General features: G+C 73.0%; 14 protein-coding genes. 8 read left to right on the forward strand and 6 right to left on the reverse strand.

The features are described from left to right. Nucleotides 1–111: 111 nt before the first annotated feature. From ACFO60_RS19565 to ACFO60_RS19575, 3 genes are all read left to right on the forward strand, one after another. Entirely contained in the window at nucleotides 112–366 is a 255-nt protein-coding gene (locus tag ACFO60_RS19565) for a Smr/MutS family protein (protein ID WP_380841922.1), read from the forward strand. 174 nt (nucleotides 367–540) lie between these two features. Beyond that, on the forward strand, nucleotides 541–1317 hold the full coding sequence (locus tag ACFO60_RS19570; RefSeq protein WP_380841923.1) for a pyridoxamine 5'-phosphate oxidase family protein: 777 nt from the start codon (nucleotides 541–543) through the stop codon (nucleotides 1315–1317). A gap of 124 nt (nucleotides 1318–1441) precedes the next feature. Beyond that, nucleotides 1442–3151, forward strand: coding sequence for an AMP-binding protein (locus ACFO60_RS19575; protein WP_380842002.1), 1710 nt, complete (start codon nucleotides 1442–1444; stop codon nucleotides 3149–3151). Nucleotides 3152–3163: 12 nt separating this feature from the next. On the opposite strand, the gene ACFO60_RS19580 is transcribed toward ACFO60_RS19575, so the two are convergent. Further along, nucleotides 3164–3886 (reverse strand): GntR family transcriptional regulator, encoded by a 723-nt coding sequence (locus tag ACFO60_RS19580; protein WP_380841924.1) that lies wholly within the window; start codon nucleotides 3884–3886, stop codon nucleotides 3164–3166. 290 nt (nucleotides 3887–4176) lie between these two features. Here ACFO60_RS19580 and ACFO60_RS19585 point away from each other — a divergent pair, with 290 nt between their 5' ends. Next, entirely contained in the window at nucleotides 4177–6069 is a 1893-nt protein-coding gene (locus ACFO60_RS19585; protein WP_380841926.1) for an acyclic terpene utilization AtuA family protein, read from the forward strand. Here the strand turns inward: ACFO60_RS19585 and ACFO60_RS19590 are convergent. Continuing rightward, nucleotides 6033–7661, reverse strand: coding sequence for a polyketide synthase (locus tag ACFO60_RS19590; protein ID WP_380841928.1), 1629 nt, complete (start codon nucleotides 7659–7661; stop codon nucleotides 6033–6035). The two genes, ACFO60_RS19585 and ACFO60_RS19590, sit on opposite strands and share 37 nt — an antisense overlap. A gap of 617 nt (nucleotides 7662–8278) precedes the next feature. Next, nucleotides 8279–8620, reverse strand: coding sequence for a winged helix-turn-helix transcriptional regulator (locus ACFO60_RS19595; protein WP_380841929.1), 342 nt, complete (start codon nucleotides 8618–8620; stop codon nucleotides 8279–8281). A 97-nt stretch (nucleotides 8621–8717) separates the two neighbouring features. Here ACFO60_RS19595 and ACFO60_RS19600 point away from each other — a divergent pair, with 97 nt between their 5' ends. After that, entirely contained in the window at nucleotides 8718–9071 is a 354-nt protein-coding gene (locus ACFO60_RS19600; RefSeq protein ID WP_380841930.1) for a DoxX family protein, read from the forward strand. 39 nt (nucleotides 9072–9110) lie between these two features. Here the strand turns inward: ACFO60_RS19600 and dhaM are convergent, their stop codons facing one another. Genes dhaM through dhaK form a run of 3 tightly spaced genes read right to left on the reverse strand, consistent with a single transcriptional unit; the run spans nucleotide 9111 to nucleotide 11210 of the window. Next, the gene (gene dhaM, locus ACFO60_RS19605; protein WP_380841931.1) at nucleotides 9111–9503 is read right to left on the reverse strand and encodes a dihydroxyacetone kinase phosphoryl donor subunit DhaM; all 393 of its coding nucleotides are present in this window, start codon (nucleotides 9501–9503) and stop codon (nucleotides 9111–9113) included. Between the two features lie 16 nt (nucleotides 9504–9519). Beyond that, nucleotides 9520–10182 (reverse strand): dihydroxyacetone kinase subunit DhaL, encoded by a 663-nt coding sequence (gene dhaL / locus ACFO60_RS19610; protein ID WP_380841932.1) that lies wholly within the window; start codon nucleotides 10180–10182, stop codon nucleotides 9520–9522. Between the two features lie 35 nt (nucleotides 10183–10217). After that, complete coding sequence (gene dhaK, locus ACFO60_RS19615) at nucleotides 10218–11210, reverse strand: dihydroxyacetone kinase subunit DhaK (RefSeq protein ID WP_380841933.1); 993 nt, start codon at nucleotides 11208–11210, stop codon at nucleotides 10218–10220. A gap of 230 nt (nucleotides 11211–11440) precedes the next feature. Here dhaK and ACFO60_RS19620 point away from each other — a divergent pair, with 230 nt between their 5' ends. From ACFO60_RS19620 to ACFO60_RS19630, 3 genes are all read left to right on the forward strand, one after another. After that, nucleotides 11441–12214: a cyclase family protein gene (locus tag ACFO60_RS19620; protein WP_380841934.1), complete on the forward strand. Its 774-nt coding sequence runs from the start codon at nucleotides 11441–11443 to the stop codon at nucleotides 12212–12214. Next, the gene (locus ACFO60_RS19625; RefSeq protein WP_380841935.1) at nucleotides 12211–13965 is read left to right on the forward strand and encodes a thiamine pyrophosphate-binding protein; all 1755 of its coding nucleotides are present in this window, start codon (nucleotides 12211–12213) and stop codon (nucleotides 13963–13965) included. Before ACFO60_RS19620 ends, ACFO60_RS19625 begins: the two co-directional genes overlap by 4 nt. Nucleotides 13966–14057: 92 nt before the next feature. Then, nucleotides 14058–14801, forward strand: a complete 744-nt coding sequence (locus ACFO60_RS19630; protein WP_380841937.1) for a lysophospholipid acyltransferase family protein — start codon at nucleotides 14058–14060, stop codon at nucleotides 14799–14801. Nucleotides 14802–14812: the final 11 nt, after the last annotated feature.

The raw sequence follows: 14812 nt of genomic DNA on the forward strand, positions 1-14812 counted from the left end.
CAGCCCCCGATCAGAGGCAATATGTGACCAAATGTGGACATGGAACGGTTAGATGCTGTGATCGCCGCAGTTAGAAGAACGTTCCAAAGCGGGCCGCGTAGAATCACGGTCGTGAAGCTGAAGCTTGATCTCCACGACATCTACAACAAGGGCGGCGAGATCGACCGGGCGCTGCGCGGCATCATCCAGGAGGCGGTGCAGAAGAAGGCCACCGAGGTCGAGATCATCCCGGGCAAGGGGTCCGGCCAGCTCAAGAAGAAGGTGCTGCGTTTCCTCGACCAGAAGGAGATCAAGGCCCTCTACCACCGCATCGACAAGGACGCCAAGAACCACGGCCGCCTGTTCGTCTATTTCCGGTGGAAGTGACCGCCGCCGCTGTCATATGAAGCCGCCGCCGGAGACGCCGCCGGTCGCCGCCGCCGGACGTCGCCCCGGGCGTCGCGCGCCGGCGGCGTCTCGTATGGGGAAACCCCCGTGAACCTCTCAGGTCGGACGCTTTAGGCTGAACTCGGTCCTGATCAGGTAGCGGAAGGGGACGCGGTGCCGCAGAACGCCGAGTACGTCGAGGACAACGGATCCGCCTGCATGGCGGAGCGATTCGAGGAGGCCGCCGCGCAGATGCCCGGCGCGGCGTTCGCAGAGGCGCCCGGCGCGACGCCCGCGGAGGCGCCCGCCGCCGCCGGGACGTCGCACGAGGGGATCGTGGAGATCGCGTCGGCGGCCGACCTGCGCGAACTGCTGGGCGAGGCGATGCCCCGGGCGGTCACCAAGGAACGCAAGGCGCTGCACGAGATGGACAGGCAGTGGCTCGCGGCGTCCCCGTTCTGCCTGATCGCGACGTCGGGCGCGGACGGCACCTGCGACGTCTCGCCCAAGGGCGACCCGCCCGGGTTCACGGTCGTCCTCGACGACACCACGATCGCCATCCCCGAACGTCCCGGCAACCGCCGTGCCGACGGCTTCCTGAACATCCTGGCCAACCCGCACGTCGGCCTGATCTACCTCGTGCCCGGCCGCAACGAGACGCTGCGCGTCAACGGCCGGGCCCGGCTGGTGCGCGACGCCCCGTTCTTCGACCAGATGATCGTCAAGGGGCACCGGCCGGCGCTGGCCGTCGTCGTGGAGATCGAGCAGATCTTCTTCCACTGCGCCAAGGCGTTCATGCGCTCGGCACTGTGGAAGCACGACACCTGGAACCCGGGCGTCCTGCCGCCGCACCCGCAGATCGTCAAGCGCGTCCAGCACACAGACGAGAGCCTCGAAGAGCTCGAGCGGTACTACGGCGCCCAGTACGCCGAGCGCCTCTACCGCGGCTGACCGCCGCGGCGCGCCCCGCCGGATGCCGGGCCGGCCGCGGAGATTCCCGCCGGGGGCTGGCACGAAGCTCCATACGGGTCCACCATCCTGTGCAGGTGCGGCCGCGACAGGAGGAGACGGCATGATGCGGACCGGCGACGGCACGGAGGTGTTCCGAGGGGCCAGAGACTTCCTGCTGGCCCACCGCGAGGACTACGCGACCGCCTACGAGAAGTTCGAGTGGCCGGTGCTGACCCGGTTCAACTGGGCGCTCGACTGGTTCGACGTGATCGCCGAGGGCAATGACGCCCCCGCGCTGTGGATCGTCGAGGAGGACGGCGCGGCGCGGAAACTGTCCTTCGCCGACATGTCCCGCCGCTCATCCCAGGTGGCCGGCTGGCTGCGCGCCCAGGGGGTGCGGCGCGGCGACCGCCTGGTGCTCATGCTCGGCAACCAGGTCGAGCTGTGGGAGACGATCCTGGCGGCGATGAAGCTGGGCGCGGTGCTGATCCCCACGACGCCGCTGCTCGCGACCGCCGACCTGCGCGACCGCGTCGAGCGCGGCGGCGCCGGGCACGTGGTCGCCGGCGCCGCCGAGGCCGCCAAGTTCGACGGCGTGCCCGGCGCGTACACCCGCGTGGCCGTCAGCGGGCCGGTGCCGGGCTGGCTGCGCTACGCCGACGCCTACGGCGCCGACCCGGTGTTCGAGCCGGACGCGCCCACCGCCGCCGGCGACCCGCTGCTGCTGTACTTCACCTCAGGGACGACGGCGCGGCCGAAACTGGTGGAGCACACCCACGCCTCCTACCCGGTCGGCCACCTGTCCACCATGTACTGGATCGGGCTGCGGCCCGGGGACGTGCACCTGAACATCTCCTCGCCGGGCTGGGCCAAGCACGCCTGGAGCAATGTGTTCGCCCCGTGGAACGCCCAGGCGTGCGTGTTCGTGTACAACTACGCCCGCTTCGAGCCGGCGCGGCTGCTGCGCGAGATCGACCGCTGCGGGGTCACCGCCTTCTGCGCGCCGCCCACCGTGTGGCGCATGCTCATCCAGTCCGACCTGTCCGCGCTGCGCACCCCGCCGCGCGAGGTGGTGAGCGCCGGCGAGCCGCTCAACCCCGAGGTGATCGACCAGGTGCGCGCCGCGTGGGGGGTGACGATCAGGGACGGCTTCGGACAGACCGAGACCACCGTGCAGGTCGCCAACACCCCCGGGCAGCAGGTCAGGCCGGGGGCGATGGGACGTCCCGCGCCCGGGTACCGGGTCGTCCTGGTGGACCCGGTCACCGGTGAGCCTGCGCAGGAGGGCGAGATATGCCTCGACCTCGCCCACCGCCCGCTCGGGCTCACCGCCGGCTACCACGGCGACTCCGCGCGCACCGCCGAGGCCATGTCCGGCGGGTACTACCACACCGGCGACATCGGCTCGCGGGACGCCGACGGCTACATCACCTATGTCGGCCGCACCGACGACGTCTTCAAGGCGTCGGACTACCGCATCTCCCCGTTCGAGCTGGAAAGCGTGCTGATCGAGCACGAGGCCGTCGCCGAGGCCGCCGTCGTCCCGTCCCCCGACCCGGTGCGGCTGGCGGTGCCGAAGGCGTACGTGGTGCTGGCGGCCGGGTGGGACCCGACGGCCGCGACGGCGCAGGCCATCTTCGCGCACTGCCGGGCCCACCTCGCGCCGTTCAAGCGGGTGCGGCGGCTGGAGTTCGGCGAGCTGCCCAAGACCATCTCGGGCAAGATCCGGCGGGTCGAGCTGCGCGACGGCGAGCGGGAGAAGCACGCCACCGAAGACGAGCGCCCGGCCGGCGAGTACCGCGACTCCGACTTCCCCGCAGACCCGCCCCGGTAGGCCTGCCGCCGGTCAGGCGTCCGGGGGCCCCGCGGAGGCGGGGGCGGCGTCACGCTCGGTTTCGGCGATGCCGGGGGTGTGGATGAGGTCGACGTCCTCGGGGTCGGCGGCGACGCCGTTCTCGGCCGCGACCTGGGCCAGCAGCAGCTCGCCGGCGCGCGCGACATGCGCCCGCATCGCCGCGGCCGCCGCGGCGGCGTCACGGGCCTCCAGCGCGGCCAGGATGAGCTCGTGCTCGGCGGCGATGTCCACCAGCGAACGCGAGCGGTCGACGGTGGAGGGCCCCAGCGTCATCGTGGCGTCGCGCAGGTTGCCGACGATGCCGACGAGCCTGCGGTTGGCGCCGGCGTTCAGCAGCAGGTCGTGGAAGGCGCGGTCGTGACGCATGAAGAGCGGCTCGTCGTGGTCCTCGGCGGCGGCGCGCATCCGTGACAGCTCGCCGCGCATCGCCTCGATGAGCTCGGGGCCGGCGCGGCGGGCGGCGACGCGCGCGGCCGGCACCTCCAGCAGCAGCCGGAGCTGGAACACCTCGGCGATCTCCCTGGGGTCGCGCCTGAGCACCCGGAAGCCTCTGCTGCGCTCGAAGCGGACCATGCCGGTCTCGGCCAGCCGCAGCATGGCCTCCCGCACGGGGGTGCGCGAGACGTTGAGCTGCGCCGCGAGCTGGTACACCGAGTACAGCTCGCCGGGACGGAGCTCGCCGGAGTGGATGGCCTCGCGGACGGCCTCGATCACCTGCTCTGTGAGGCTAGACGCGCCGCCGACCGTTCGCACCGGGGGGACCTTTCCGCTTCGATTCGACCTCTGGGGGACTCTACCGCTGAATGCCCGGAAGAGCCCCTGCCGTCCCGATCCACGCGCGGATTCGGCGGACAGCGCACGCGCTCGCGGTCACCGTCCCGGACGCGCCGACCGGGATGATCATCCGTTCGCGACTCTGTGACAGGCCGCGAGCGATCGGGGATCATCGGCATTCCACGACCATCCGTGCGACGTGCGCACGTGTACAGACAGAGGAGGGCGTGATGAGCGCCGCGCGCCGCCCCATCCGCATCGCCAACGCCTCGGGGTTCTACGGGGACCGGGGCGCCGCCTTCGCCGAGATGGTCACGGGTGGGGACGTCGACGTGGTCACCGGTGACTACCTGGCCGAGGTCACCATGCTCGTCCTGGCGAAGGCGCGGGCACGCGACCCCGAGGCCGGCTACGCCGCGAGCTTCCCGGCCCAGCTCGCCCCCGTCCTCGGCGCCGTCCTGTCACGCGGCCTCAAGGTCGTGGTGAACGCGGGCGGGCTCAACCCGCGCGGCCTGGCCGATCGCCTCACCGCGCAGGCGCGCGCCGCGGGCCTGGCGCCGCGGGTGGCCTGCGTGGTGGGCGACGACCTGATGGAGCGCCTCGGCGAGCTCCAGGCCGCCGGTCACCCGCTGGCGCACACCGAGCGCGGCACCCCGCTCGCAGGGTCCGGGCTGACCCCGCTCACGGCGAACGCCTACCTCGGCGGGTGGGGCATCGTCCGCGCGCTGGAGGCGGGCGCCGACATCGTCGTCTGCGGCCGGGTGAGCGACGCCGCGCTCACCGTCGGGCCGGCGGCGTGGTGGCATGGCTGGGCCCGCGACGACTGGGACCGCCTGGCCGGCGCGGTCGCCGCCGGGCACGTCATCGAGTGCGGCGCGCAGGCCACCGGCGGCAACTACTCGTCGTTCCTGCAGGTCCCCGGCCTGACCCGGCCAGGCTTCCCGATCGCCGAGGTCGCCGCCGACGGCGGCGCCGTGATCACCAAGCATCCGGGCACCGGCGGAGCGGTGACGGTCGGCACGGTCACCGCGCAACTCGTCTACGAGATCCAGGGCACCCGCTACCTCAACCCGGACGTCACCACCCTTCTGGACACGCTGTCGCTGCGGCAGGCCGGCCACGACCGCGTCGAGATCGCCGGGACGCGGGGCGCGCCCCCGCCTCCCTTCGCCAAGGTCGCCGTCACCGCGCTCGGCGGCTACGAGAACGAGATCACCCTCGTGCTGACCGGACGCCACATCGAGCAGAAGGCGGAGCTGGTGGAGCGCGCCGTCCGCGAAGGGCTCGCCGAGGGCTGCTCGGCCGCCTTCCAGCGCGTCGGCACGGCAGCGCCGGACGCCGCCGACCAGAACGCCGCCTCCTGCCTGCTGCGCATCGCCGTCAAAGGACCGGAGGAGAAGGCGGTCGGGCGGTCGTTCTCGGGCCTGGTCGTCGGGCTCGCGCTCGGCAGCTATCCGGGCTTCTACGCCACCGGCGCTCCGCGGGGAGCCCACAGTTATGGGACGTATTGGCCGGCGACCGTCCCGGTCACCGAGGTGGACCACCAGGTGGTGCTGCCGGACGGGACCGTGGAGAGCGTCCCGTGGCCGCCCACCGCCCAGCCGCCCGAGGAACCGGCGTCCAGCGCGCCGCCCGGCGGCTCGGAGTCCACGCCGCGCGGCTGGGAGTCCACGCCGCCCGGCCCGGCGGCGGACGGGACCGCCGCCGGGCGGGACGCCGGAGCCGACGGCGCCGACGGGACGCTCGTGCGCGTGCCGCTCGGAGAGGTGGCCGACGCGCGGTCGGGGGACAAGGGCGGGAACGCCAACCTCGGCCTGTGGACGCGCGACGAGGAGTCCTACGCCTGGCTGCGCGGCGCGCTCACCGTCGACCGGCTGCGCGCGCTGCTCCCCGAGGCGGCCGACCTGCCGATCGACCGCTATGACCTGCCGAACCTGCGCGCGCTGAACTTCGTGGTGCACGGCCTGCTGGGCGAAGGGGCGACGGCGACCAGCCGCTTCGACGCCCAGGCCAAGGCGCTCGGCGAGTTCGTGCTGTCGCGCCTGGTCGACGTCCCGGCCGCCGTGGCCGGGGGCCGGGCGCGGAGTCAGTCGAGCCAGGGATGGGCGGCTCGCCAAGGGTAGAGGGGGAGGCGGACGAACACGGCTGCGGCGTCGAAGGCCCCCTCCCAGTCGATGGACTCCTCTCCGCGCATGTACCGGGCGGCGAGCGTGTCGAGCGCGGAGTCGGGAGACGTGCCGGGCCCGGGAGACGGGGCGGGGCCGAGGGACGGGATGGCGGCGGGGAAGGCGGCCAGCACCTTCTTCAGGTCATCGGCCGAGTCGACCACGACGGCGAACCGGCAGGGATGGTGGTCGCGGCGGGTGGCGGCGCTGTAGCACAGGTCGCGGATCGACGGCGCGTCGTCGCGTTCGAGCAGCGCGAGGTAGGCCTGGGCGAGCCGGGCCAGGGCCTCGGGGCTGCGGGCGGACATCGTGAACAGGTGACGCCGCGGCGCCGCGGCGGGGCGGGAGACGGCGACCGGCGCGCGCGCGAGCACGACGTGGACGCTGACCGAGGACGACCCTCTGCCGCTCACGCCCGCGACGGTCCCTTCGGGCAGCTCGTGCGCGGTGGCCGCCACTTCGGTGCGGGGCCGGTCGCACGGTGTCCGCGGCCGGGGGGCGCCGGCCGCCGGCGTCGAGGGGACCCGTCCCCGTTCAAGGCACATGGCGGTCCTCATCAGCCCCGCCATGCCCGAGGCGGCCGGCCGGGACGCGGCCCCGCCGGTGGCGCCGTCGTTGGCGCCGTCGTTGGCGACCGCCGACCCGAGGATGACGGCGCGGACCGCGTCCCCGTCCGCGAGGGCGCGCTCGAGGCTCTTCAGGACGATGATCCCGATGCCGTCCTCCCGGGGCGAGCCGTCGGCGTCCGCCCCGTGGGAGTTCAGCGCGATCATCTCGTCCAGGGCGATCTTCCCGTCCAGCGAGATCATCCCGTCCTGGGCGAACAGGGAGTTCTCCCGCAGGGCGGGCACGAGGCTCTCGCCGAACAGGACGTCCTCCTCGGCGAGCGATCGGAGGTTCACCCCGCCGGCCAGCGCGAGGCCGGCCTCGCCGGCGCGCAGGCTCTGGCAGGCCAGGTGGACGGCGGTCAGCGACGAGGCGCACGCGGTGTCCAGCGTGACGGCCGGCCCGCGCAGCCCGAAGGTGAGGGACAGCCGTCTGGCGGGCAGGCCGCCGTGGTCCCGGATGACCGACGGCCGGAGCGGGGCCTTGCGGTACCGGCGCCACGCGTGGCTCATGTGCGAGTCGCCGAGGAAGACGGCGGTGCGGCTGCCCGCGATGCGGCTCGGCGCGACGCCGGCGTCCTCCAGGGCCTCCCAGGCGGTCATCAGCAGAAGGCCCTGCAACGGGTCCAGACGGGCGGCCTCGTCGTGGCCGGCGCCGGTGAACGCCGCCTCGCGCGTCTCCGGAGGCCACCGGCGCACGTCCGGCGGAGGCCGCCGGGTGTTCGGCGGCGGCCGGTGCGCGTCCCCCGGCGACCCGCCACGGCGACCCGGCGGGTGCCGGAAGAGCGCCGGGGTGTGCGCGTGCGGAGCCTCCGCGCCGGAGCGGCCGGGTGGTGGTTCACCTGTGGCGTCCATCCCTTGTTCGAGCAGCCTCCACAGCTCCTCGGGACCGGACGCGTCCGGGAACCGGCAACCGATTCCGATGATGGCGATGGGTTCACTCATCGATGTCGCCCCCCACTGGCGTCAGCGCCCGGCACCCAGGACGGGATCCGGTCGCCGGCGGCCGCGGGCCCTTGAAAGGCCCGGCTGAATTATTCATGAGTATCTCTCATATCTGGGCGGCCAAAAGCACCCGACGAATGAGATGATTGAACGCCGGAACAGTACGCGTGCGAAGCACTCTCGAGAACGCGGCCGACTATCGGCGCCAAGTGAATCCCCCTGTGCAGGAAGGCCCATTTCCCTGCCCTAATCCGGTTCGGAACTCTAGATGTGGCGACGCCCCACGTCAAGGCGGATGATAGCGACGCACCAGGGCCGGGCGGCCGAATATCCGGCCTACAGGCCGCCGACCTGGGACGGGACGGGTCCAGGGAAATAGAAGTACAACCGCTACGCAACCGTAAGTTTCGCGCGGCGGGCCGCCGGCCGCGAGTTATGGCGAGACGCCGCGCGGCACTCCTCCGCCCGCTCGTCATCGTAATTCCCGTGACGGTTCCCGCACTTCTTCTGCCGCCGGGCCGTGATATGGCCCGGACGCGAAAGCCTCCCGCGAACCGGGTTCGCGCGCCGGAACCGCCTCAATGGACGACGCCTCGCCGCGCACGCCCGGCGGATGTTCAGTGAGAGCGCGCCGACGGGCCGAGGAAGGTCTCGCCCCATCTGGACAGCTCGTGGACCGACCGGCGCAGCCCTTCGCCGGCGATGGTGAGCCGGTAGTAGACCTCCACGGGCGGCCCGGTCTCGACGTGCCGTTCGACCAAACCGACCTCGGCGAGTTCGGCGAGGCGTCGCGACAGCATGGGGCCGCGGATGCCGGGGATGATGCGTTCGAGCTCGCTGAACCGCGCGGGGCCGTCGAGCAGCGTCCCGAGGATCAGGCCGTTCCACCGCTTGCCAAGCAAGGCGAACACTTCGAACAGGTGGCCGCACGCCGCCTGATCCACCCGCTCCCCGTCCATGGGGCAAGTCTAACCCGCTTGCGGGTTCTAAAAGAGAAGTAGATACTCATCATGAATCTGAGTCGTTTTGAGTACTAGAGTTCTGGAGAACCTCCCAGTGAACATCGCGGTCATCATCCTGTCCTTCCTGCTCGCGCTCACCTTCGCCTTCTCCGGCGTCAGCAAGCTGGCCGGCGCCGCGACGATGCGGCAGAGCGCGGAACACCTCGGCATCGACTTCTCCAAATACCGCCTGATCGGGGTGCCCGAGGTCGCAGGCGCCGCCGGCCTGATCGCCGGTCTGTGGGTCGTCCCGCTGGGCATCGCCGCGGCCGTGGGCCTGGCCCTGCTGATGGTGGGCGCGGTGGTGGTCCACATCCGGGCGCACGACGGCGCCGACAAGACCGCCCCCGCCGGGGTCCTGGCCCTGCTCTCCCTGGTGCTCGCCGTCCTGCTGCCGCTGGCGGTCTAGCGGCGGGAGGGCCGGGGGCTCCGCGAGCGACGCGCGGGGTCAGAGCTTGCGGTAGGTCCTGGCGTCGTCCGCGGCGTCGAGGACGGACGGCAGTGGGGCGCCGGTGGCGGCGAGGACGGCGGCGGAGATGGCCCCTTCGACGAACGGCACGTCGGCGACGACCACCGTGGGGGGCCGCTCGAACAGGCGGGCCGTCAGCACCGAACTGCCCAGGTCGGGGATCATGAGCACGCCGATGCCCTGGTCGACCTCCTCGATCGCGGCGGCGATCTTGTCGGCGCTGGTGCCGCAGCCGCCGTCGTCGGTCCCCCCGGCCGGGGCGACCCGCACGTGAGGGCCGGCGATCTGCCTCACCAGCGCGGCGGTCTCCCTGGCCAGGGCGTCGCTGTGCGAGACGAGGACGATGCCGACCTGCTCGCCGGGGATGGTCACCGGTCATCCACGTCGTTCACGCGCCGGCCACCGCTCGCAGGGCGGTGAACAACAGCGCGGTGGAGGCGGCGCCCGGATCCTCGTGACCGATGCCGCGCTCGCCCAGGTAGCTGGCGCGTCCCTTGCGCGCCTGGAGCGGGACGGTCGCCCGAACCCCCTCCCGCGCGGCCGCGAGGGCGGCGTCGAACGCCTCCCCGGGCTCGCGTCCGTCGCGTGCGGCACCGGCCAGGGCACGGGCCGCGGGAGCCAGGGCGTCGACCATGGTCTTGTCGCCCTCGCTCGCGCCGCCGAGTTCGCGCACCCCGGCCACCGCCGCCTCGAACGCGGCGGCCAGTTCGGTGAGCGTCACCGCCGTCTCGCCGTCCGGCGCCGAGCGGACCGCCTCACCGGCCGCGGTGGTGAGGGTGGCGCCCATCCGGCGGAAGGCGGTGCCGTACAGAGGGCCCGAGGCGCCGCCGACCTTGCGGATGAGGGTCGTACCGGTGAGGGTGAGGACCTCCCCGGGGGTGTCGGGGGACGCGGCGGACAGGGCCTCGCGGACGGCGGTGAAGCCCCGGTCGAGGTTGGTCCCGTGGTCGGCGTCGCCGATCGCGGCGTCGAGCCGCGTCAGGTGGTCACGGTGGGCGGCGATGGTCCGCGCCGTCTCCTCGATCCAGGCGGTGAAGAACTGGGAGTTCATGAGGGTCGCGACTCCTTGGGACGGCGGCTCGGCGTTCATCGGCCCCAGCGGAGGGCGGCGGTCTGCACGGGGGCGTCCCAAAGGCGGGTCAGATCGTCGGTCAGCAGGCAGACCGTGACCGAGAAGCCCTGCATGTCGAGACTGGTGACGTAGTTCCCCACCAGGCTGCGCGCCGGGACGGCGCCCCTCTCGCGCAGGTAGGCGGCGACCTCGGCGAACACCACGTACAGCTCGATGAGCGGGGTGGCGCCCATGCCGTTGACCATCACGAGGACGTCGCCGGACAGCGGCAGGTCGTCGTCGACGGCGTCCATGGCGATGCGGGTGAGCTCGCGGGCGGTGGCGGCGGGGGCGCGCGTCCTGCCCGGTTCGCCGTGGATGCCGATGCCCAGCTCGACCTCGGTGTCGCTCAGCTCGAAGGTCGGCTTGCCCGCCGCCGGGACGGTGCACGACGACAGCGCCACGCCGAACGACCTGCTGCGCGTGTTGACCTGCCCGCCGACCCGCGCCACCTCGCCCAGCGAGGCCCCCGTCTCGGCGAGCGCCCCGGCGATCTTCTCGACGAAGACGGTGGCGCCCGTGCCGCGCCGCCCGGCGGTGTAGAGGGAGTCCTTCACGGCCACGTCGTCGTTGACCAGGACGGTGGCCACCTCGACGCCCTCCTCGGCGCACAGCTCCGCGGCCATCTGGAAGTTCATCACGTCACCGGTGTAGTTCTTGACGACGTGCAGCACCCCCGCGCCGCCGTCCACGCGGTGCGAGGCCTCGATGACCTGGTCGGGGACGGGCGAGGTGAAGATCTCGCCAGGACAGGCGGCGTCCAGCATGCCGTGGCCGACGAAGCCCGCGTGCAGCGGCTCGTGGCCCGAGCCGCCGCCCGAGACGAGGCCCACCTTGCCCGGCGTCGGCGCCGACCGGCGATAGACGATCTTGTTTGCCAGGTCGACCCGCAGGTCCGGGTGGGCCTCGGCCATCCCGGCGAGCGCGTCGGTCACGACGGAGTCGGCGGCGTTGATGAGCTTTTTCATGACCCGGCCCTCGCCTTGTGTTGGTGGTCTCTCGGCCAATCTCTCCCCGTTCGCCTCACACGGCAAGCACGCCGGTGACACCGCCGCCCGGCCCGCTGCCCGCCCGGCCGGTCCTGGCCACCCTCCACTGTGTGATGCGCCGCCGCTGGAGCACCGGCCTCCCGCGGCTGATGACGGGGAGCCTCCTCAAGGAGGATCATCGGTTCCACGATCACGAGCGGGAGGCAAGGATGTCGGTGTTGAGCAGTCTCGTCGAGGAGATCCGGAACGGCGCGATCGAGGTGGTCGACCTCACCGCGCCGCTGAGCTCTGAGACGCCGATCCTCCAGCTCCCCGAACCGTTCGGCAACACCGTGCCGTTCCGGCTCACCGAGATCAGCCGCTACGACGACCGGGGCCCCGCCTGGTACTGGAACGACATCGTCACCGGCGAGCACGTCGGCACCCACTTCGACGCGCCGGTCCACTGGGTCACCGGACGCGACGGGGAGGACGTCTCCCAGGTGCCGCCCGCGAAGCTGATCGGGCCCGCCGCGGTGCTCGACTTCACCGCGCACGCCGCCCGCGACGCCGACTTCCTGCTGCGGATCGAGCACGTCCAGGCGTGGGAGAAGGTCAACGGGCCGCTGCCGGACGGCGGCTGGCTGCTCTACCGCACCGGCTGGGACGCCCGCGCCGGCGACCAGGCCGGCTTCCTCAACGCCGACGAGACCGGCTCGCACACTCCCGGGATCTCGGTGGAGTGCGCGCGCTGGCTGGCCGAGGACACCCCGATCCGCGGCATCGGCGTGGAGACGGTCGGCACGGACGCCGGCGCCGCGCACTCCTTCGACCCGGCGTTCCCCTGCCACTCCTTCCTGCTGGGCGCCGGCAAGTACGGGCTGACCCAGCTCCGCAACCTCGACCGGCTGCCCGTCACCGGGGCGGTCGTCATCGCCCCGCCGCTGCCCATCGTGGGCGGCTCGGGCAGCCCGGCGCGCGTCTTGGCCCTCGTCGAACGATGATCGTCGCCCGTGCCGCCGGCCGCGTGCTCGCCGAGCTGGGCGTCGGCACCGCCTTCGGAGTGGTCGGCAGCGGCAACTTCCACCTCGTCAACGCGCTGGTGGAGCACGGCGCGCGGTTCGTCGCCGCCCGGCACGAGGGGGGCGCGGCCACCATGGCGGACGCCTACGCCCGCATGAGCGGCGCCGTCGGCGTCGTCAGCGTCCATCAGGGACCGGGGCTGACCAACGCGATGACCGGGATCACCGAGGCGGCCAAGAGCGGCACGCCGCTGCTCGTCCTGGCCGCCGAGGCGCTCGAACCGCGCTCCAACTTCCACATCGACCAGAGCGCGCTGGCCGTCGCGGTCGGGGCGGTTCCCCTCCGGGCCGAGTCGGCCGCCACCGCCGTCGCCGACGTCGCGCGGGCCTACCGTCTCGCGGCCGGCGAGCGCAGGACGGTCGTGCTCAACCTCCCGCTGGGAGTGCAGAGCGAGCACCTCGAGGACGGTTTCGCCATCCCCGGAGGCAGAGGAGGCGAGGCGGGAAAGGACCCTCTGCCCGCCTTTCCCGCGCACGAGGGCGCCGGGCGCCCGTCCCCGCAGGAGGTCGCCGAGCTGGCGAAGGTGCTCGCCGGGGCGCGCCGCCCGGTCTTCGTCGCCGGCCGGGGAGCGCGCCGGGCGCGGCGCGAGCTGGAGGCGCTGGCGGAACGCACGGGCGCGCTGCTCGCGACCTCGGCCGTCGCCCGGGGCCTGTTCACGGGAAGCCCGTGGAACCTCGACGTCAGCGGCGGGTTCGCCTCGCCGCTCGCCGCCGAGCTGATCCGCGACTCCGACGTGATCGTCGGCTGGGGCTGCTCGCTGAACATGTGGACCATGCGGCACGGCGCGCTCATCGGGCCGTCCGCCACGGTCGTCCAGGTCGACCTCGACCCCGCGGCCATCGGCGCGCACCGTCCCGTCGGCCTCGGCGTCGCCGGCGACGTGGCGGCCACCGCTCGGGCGGTCGCCGAGGCTCTGGCTCCCGGCATCGGCGGCGAGGGCGGGCACGAGGCCCTCGACCCCCGCCCAGGCGGCGAGGGCGGGCGCCAAGCCCCCGGCCCCCGCCCAGGCGGCGAGGGCGGGCGCACTCCCGCGCTGGCGGCGCGCATCGCCCGCGAGATCGCCTGGAGGGACGTCCCCTACACCGACGGCTCGCAGGACGGCCGCATCGATCCCCGCACCTTGTCCATCGCCCTGGACGACCTGCTCCCCGCCGCACGGGTCCTCGCCGTCGACTCCGGCAACTTCATGGGCTACCCGTCGATGTTCCTGTCGGTCCCCGACGAGAACGCCTTCTGCTTCACCCAGGCGTTCCAGTCGATCGGGCTCGGCCTGGCGACGGCCGTGGGCGCCGCGCTGGCCCGTCCCGGCCTGCTGCCCGTCGCGGCGCTCGGCGACGGCGGGGCGCTGATGGGCATCGCCGAGTTGGAGACCGTCGTACGCCTGGGCCTGCCCATGGTGATCGTCGTCTACGACGACGAGGCGTACGGCGCCGAGGTGCACCACTTCGGCCCGCAAGGGCACGCTCTGGACCAGGTGCGGTTCCCGCCGTGCGACTTCGCCGCCATCGCCCGCGGGTACGGCTGCGCGGCGGTGACCGTACGGGAACGCGCCGACCTGGCGGAGGTGTCGCGGTGGCTGGCCGGCCCGCGCGACCGGCCGCTGCTCGTGCACGCCAAGGTCACCGCCGACCGCGGCTCCTGGTGGCTGGAGGAGGCGTTCCGCGGCCACTGAGACCAGAAAGGCACCCTCCGTCCGGCTCTTCGGCACGAACATCACGGCCGGCGGGTGCGGCATGTCCTCCGTCCGCACGTTACGGTGCAGGCATGGCTGAGATCGTGTACCCCCTGGTGATCGCGTCCGCGCGCGGGCTGTTCAAGGCGCTCGACCTGAGAATCGACGTGAGAGGAGCCGAGCGGGTGCCGAAGAGCGGGGGAGCGGTGCTGGTCGGCAACCACGTCAGCTACCTCGACTTCATCTTCGTCGGCTACGGCGCGTGGCCCTCCAGGCGTCTTGTCCGCTTCATGGCGAAGAAGGAGGTCTTCACCAACCGGGTGTCCGGGCCGCTGATGCGCGCCATGCACCACATCCCGGTCGACCGGGCGGCGGGCGCCAGCGCCTACGGGGCGGCGCTGAGGGGCCTGCGGGCAGGGGAGGTCATCGGCGTGTTCGCCGAGGCCACCATCAGCCGCTCCTTCACCGTCAAGGAGATCAAGAGCGGCGCCGTGCGCATGGCGGCCAGGGCGGAGGTCCCGCTGATCCCCGTCACCGTGTGGGGAACCCAGCGCATGTGGACCAAGGGCCGGCCCAAGCGGCTCACCCAGCGGCACATCCCCATCACGATCGACATCGGCGAACCGCTGTACCCCAAGCCCGGCGAGGACCTCGAGGAGGTCACGGCCCGCCTGCGCGCCGTGATGGCGCAGCGGCTGGACCACATCCAGCGCACCTACCCCGGCGACGGCGACGGCGCCTGGTGGCAGCCCGCCCACCTCGGCGGCACCGCCCCCACACCCGAGGAGGCCGCGGCCCTGGACGCCGCCGAACGCGAGTCCCGCGCTCGCGACTGACCCTCGCCGGC

It is taken from the genome of Sphaerisporangium dianthi (assembly GCF_042654065.1).
GTDB lineage: Bacteria > Actinomycetota > Actinomycetes > Streptosporangiales > Streptosporangiaceae > Sphaerisporangium > Sphaerisporangium dianthi.